The 3,300-nt window shown below is 75.3% G+C and carries 3 protein-coding genes and 1 pseudogene; all 4 read right to left on the bottom strand.

All coding sequences use genetic code 11. The annotated features are described in order from the left end of the window. A pseudogene (locus EYA84_RS29385) lies at positions 1-519 on the bottom strand (hypothetical protein); the annotation flags it as partial. Continuing rightward, entirely contained in the window at positions 516-1,571 is a 1,056-nt protein-coding gene (locus EYA84_RS29380; protein ID WP_131057302.1) for a PLP-dependent cysteine synthase family protein, read from the bottom strand. The pseudogene EYA84_RS29385 and the gene EYA84_RS29380, both read right to left, overlap by 4 nt. Then, entirely contained in the window at positions 1,568-2,395 is an 828-nt protein-coding gene (locus tag EYA84_RS29375) for a Rossmann-like domain-containing protein (protein WP_236146025.1), read from the bottom strand. The genes EYA84_RS29380 and EYA84_RS29375 overlap by 4 nt, the downstream gene beginning before the upstream one ends. After that, positions 2,392-3,300 (bottom strand): ATP-grasp domain-containing protein (locus EYA84_RS29370; protein ID WP_131057300.1); only part of this gene is annotated, 909 nt, incomplete at its 5' end. The genes EYA84_RS29370 and EYA84_RS29375, both read right to left, overlap by 4 nt.

Here is a 3,300-nt window from a genome sequence, read left to right as displayed (position 1 = left end):
GGGCGGCGCGGCGGCCCGGACCGCCGCCACCCGGGCCAGATCGTCCGCGTCGCCGGCCTTCACCTTGAGCACCGAGAACCCGGCGGCGACCAGGCGTCGGGCGGTCGCCGCCGCCTCCGGCACCGGCACCAGCCCGATGGTGTACGCGGTGGCCACCGGCGTCGGTTGCGGCGCCCCCACCAGCCGGTGCACGGGTACGCCCCGGGCGTGCCCGAGCAGGTCGTGCACGGCCGCGTCGAGCGCCCCGCGCACCCCCGGCGGCCCGGTGTACCCGCCCAGCCCGGCCCGGAGCGTCTCCGGGTCCGGGCAGCCGACCACCCGCTCCGCCCACCCGGCGCAGCACGCCTCGATCGCCGCCCGGTCGAGTCCGAGATAGTTGCTGGTGACGACCTCGCCGTGCCCGGTGACACCGTCGTGCGTCACGGTGAGGCGCACCGCCTCCCGACGGGCCATCACCGACCGGGAGATGCGCAGCGGCTCCCGCAGCACCAGCGGGTATGCCTGCCAGGTCAGCCTCATGCCGGCACCCGCCCCCGGTCGGCAACCGGATCGGTCACCGTCCGGCACCGGCTCCACCGGGTGACCTCCACCGCGCCGGGGTGCGGGATCTCCACCGGGTGTCCGTGTCCGGAGTCGAGCAGCCCGTGCCGGGCGCACCAGCCGTCGTCGAAGATGCTGTCGAGATAGCGGTGCGGGCCGTCCGGGAAGACCGTCACCACCCGCGCGTCCGGCCGGGTCCTGGCGGCCCAGGCGGCGACCCGGGCCACCGCCCCGGTGCTCCACCCCCCGGTGACGAAGCCGGTACGCGCCAACCGCCGGCAGGTGTCCACCGCCTCCGCCGGCCCGACCCAGTGCACCTCGTCGAAGGCCGGATAGTCCACGTTGTCCGGATGGATGCTGCTGCCCAGGCCGCGCATCAACCGGGGACGTGCCGGCTGACCGAAGATCCTCGACCCGACCGTGTCCACGCCGATCAACCGCAGGTGGGGCCAGGAACGCCGCAACGCCCGCGCCAGCCCGGCGCTGTGCCCACCGGTGCCCACACTGCACACCAGCAGGTCCACCGCGTCGACCTGGGCGGCGATCTCGTCACCCAGGCTCGCGTACCCGGCCACGTTGTCGGGGTTGTGGTATTGATCCGGCCAGTACGCCCCCGGCAGCGTCGCGAGCAGCTCGGTCAGGCGGTCCCGCCGGGCCTGCTGCCACCCGCCGGTCGGATGCGGCCGGTCGACCACCTCCAGCCGGGCCCCGTACGCGCGCAGCAGCGCCCGCATCGACGGCTCCAACTCCCGGTCGACCACCAGCACCACCGGGTGCCCGAAGGCGTGCCCGGCGAACGCCAGCCCGATCCCCAACGTGCCGCTCGTCGACTCCACCACCGGCGCGCCGTCGCGCAACTCGCCCCGACGCCGCGCCCCGGCCAGCATGGTGACCGCCGCGCGGGCCTTCATGCCCCCCGGCGCGGCACACTCGACCTTCGCCCAGAAGCCGCCGTGCGGGTGCGGCAGCGGCGCGTCGACGTAGACCAGCGGGGTGTGTCCGACCAGGTTCAACAGTTGCGGCGCGCTCATCCGGACACCCCGTAGCGGTAGAGGGTCGTCGTCCCGCCGTCGAGCCAGAAGAACGGGTACGGCTCGGCCGACACGGCGGTCAGCCCGGCGCCCAGGAACCACGGCAGCACCGCACTGCCGGTCTGCGCGAACGCCACGAACGGCTTCCGCTCGGCGGCGGCGTGCGCCAGCAGCGGCGCGAACGTGTCGTTGCCGAGCGTCATGCCGGAGGCCAGGATCGCGTCGCAGCGGTCCAGCACCGCCGTCGCGTCGGGCAGGTGCGGCTCGCCCCACTCGGTGCGGCCCCCGGCCAGGTCGCACGGCAGATACCGGCGACCGGTCGCCCGCAGCCGCTCCAACAGGGAGTTGACCACCCCGACGACCAGCACCGTGCGGCTGCTCGCGGGCAGCAGCTCCACCACCGCCTCGGCGCGCGCCCGTGACTTGGCCAGCGACCCGCCGCCCGGCACGCTGACCGTCGCGTCCGCCGCCTCGGCGTGCGGGCGCACCGCCATCAGGTACGCGTCCAGCGCGGCCACCCGCACCGGCAGCAGCGGGTGAGCGAGCAGGTCTGCCACGGACGCGCCGACGCAGTCGTACGCGGTCTCGTCGGGCAGCTCGCCCGGCTCGATCGCGCACGATCCGACCGCCGCGTCGACCCGCAGACTCAGCACGTGGTTGCGGTAGCCGTGCGCCCGCGAGGCGTGCCGCACGCCCTGCCGGGTGACGAACCCGACGCTGACCGTGGCCCGCGCCGGATCGGCCCCGAGCCGTCCCGCGCGCACGGCCTCCACCAGCGCCGACATCGACCGGTACGCCGGTCGGGCCGGCGAGGTGGCGGTCACGCCCCGACCCCGACCCGGGCGTCGGCACCAGCCGGAACGCTCTCGTCGAGGTACCCGACCCGGGCCTGCCCGGCCAGCCGGTCGGCGACCGTCCGCGCACCGGCACCGGCGGTGTCGACCACCATCACGTGACCGAGGTAGTCGTTGTTGCTGCTGGCGTCCCCGGCCCGGTGGCCGTCCGGCTTCACCGACCAGTCGACCACCCGGGGGTCCGTCGACCAGGCCCCGGTGCCGTCGATCCGCGCTACGACACCGGGTCGCGGCGGCAGCACGAACGCGATCGCGGCACTGCGTACGCCGGTGTCGGCCGGGCTGAGGTCCGGGTGTTCGCCGAGCGCGAGCTGCGCGTACACCATCGGCAGGTCCACGCCGGTGACCCGGCGCACCAGCTCGGTGATCTGGTTACCGGCGGGCCGGGGGTTGACCTCCACCACGCGCGGCCCGGTGGGCGTCAGCCGCAGCTCGGTGTGCCCGACCGCACGGTCCAACCCGACCGCCTCCAGGGCGGCCACCGCCACCTCGCCGACCCGCTCACGGGTCGTCGGATCCAGCACCGCCGGGAACATGTGGCCGGTCTCGACGAACCCGGAGACACCGCCGAGACTCTTGTCGGTGATCCCGACGACCGTGGTCACGCCGTCGACGGTGACCGTCTCCACGCTCACCTCCGGACCCGTCAGCAGCTCCTCCAGCAGCACCACCGGCACCCTCGGCTGCCGCCGGGCGTTCACCGGGAACGCGGCGAGGGCGTCGAACGCGGCACGCAGCTCGGTCGGATCCGCCACCTGCCGCACGTACATGCCGGCGCAGAGGTCCACCGGCTTCAGCACCAGCGGATACCCCAGCTCGCGCGCGGCCTGCGCGGTGGCCGCCCAGCCGTCCGCGAGCGCGAACCGGGGCTGCGG

The organism is Verrucosispora sp. SN26_14.1, from assembly GCF_004307965.1.
Lineage (GTDB): Bacteria > Actinomycetota > Actinomycetes > Mycobacteriales > Micromonosporaceae > Micromonospora.
Note: the sequence above shows the minus strand (reverse complement) of the source record. Positions and strands in the feature narration are given on the sequence as shown.

Excerpts from the sequence above, each read along its gene's own strand:
- EYA84_RS29380 (WP_131057302.1), bottom strand. The coding sequence starts at position 1,571 with ATGAGCGCGCCGCAACTGTTGAACCTGGTCGGACACACCCCGCTGGTC.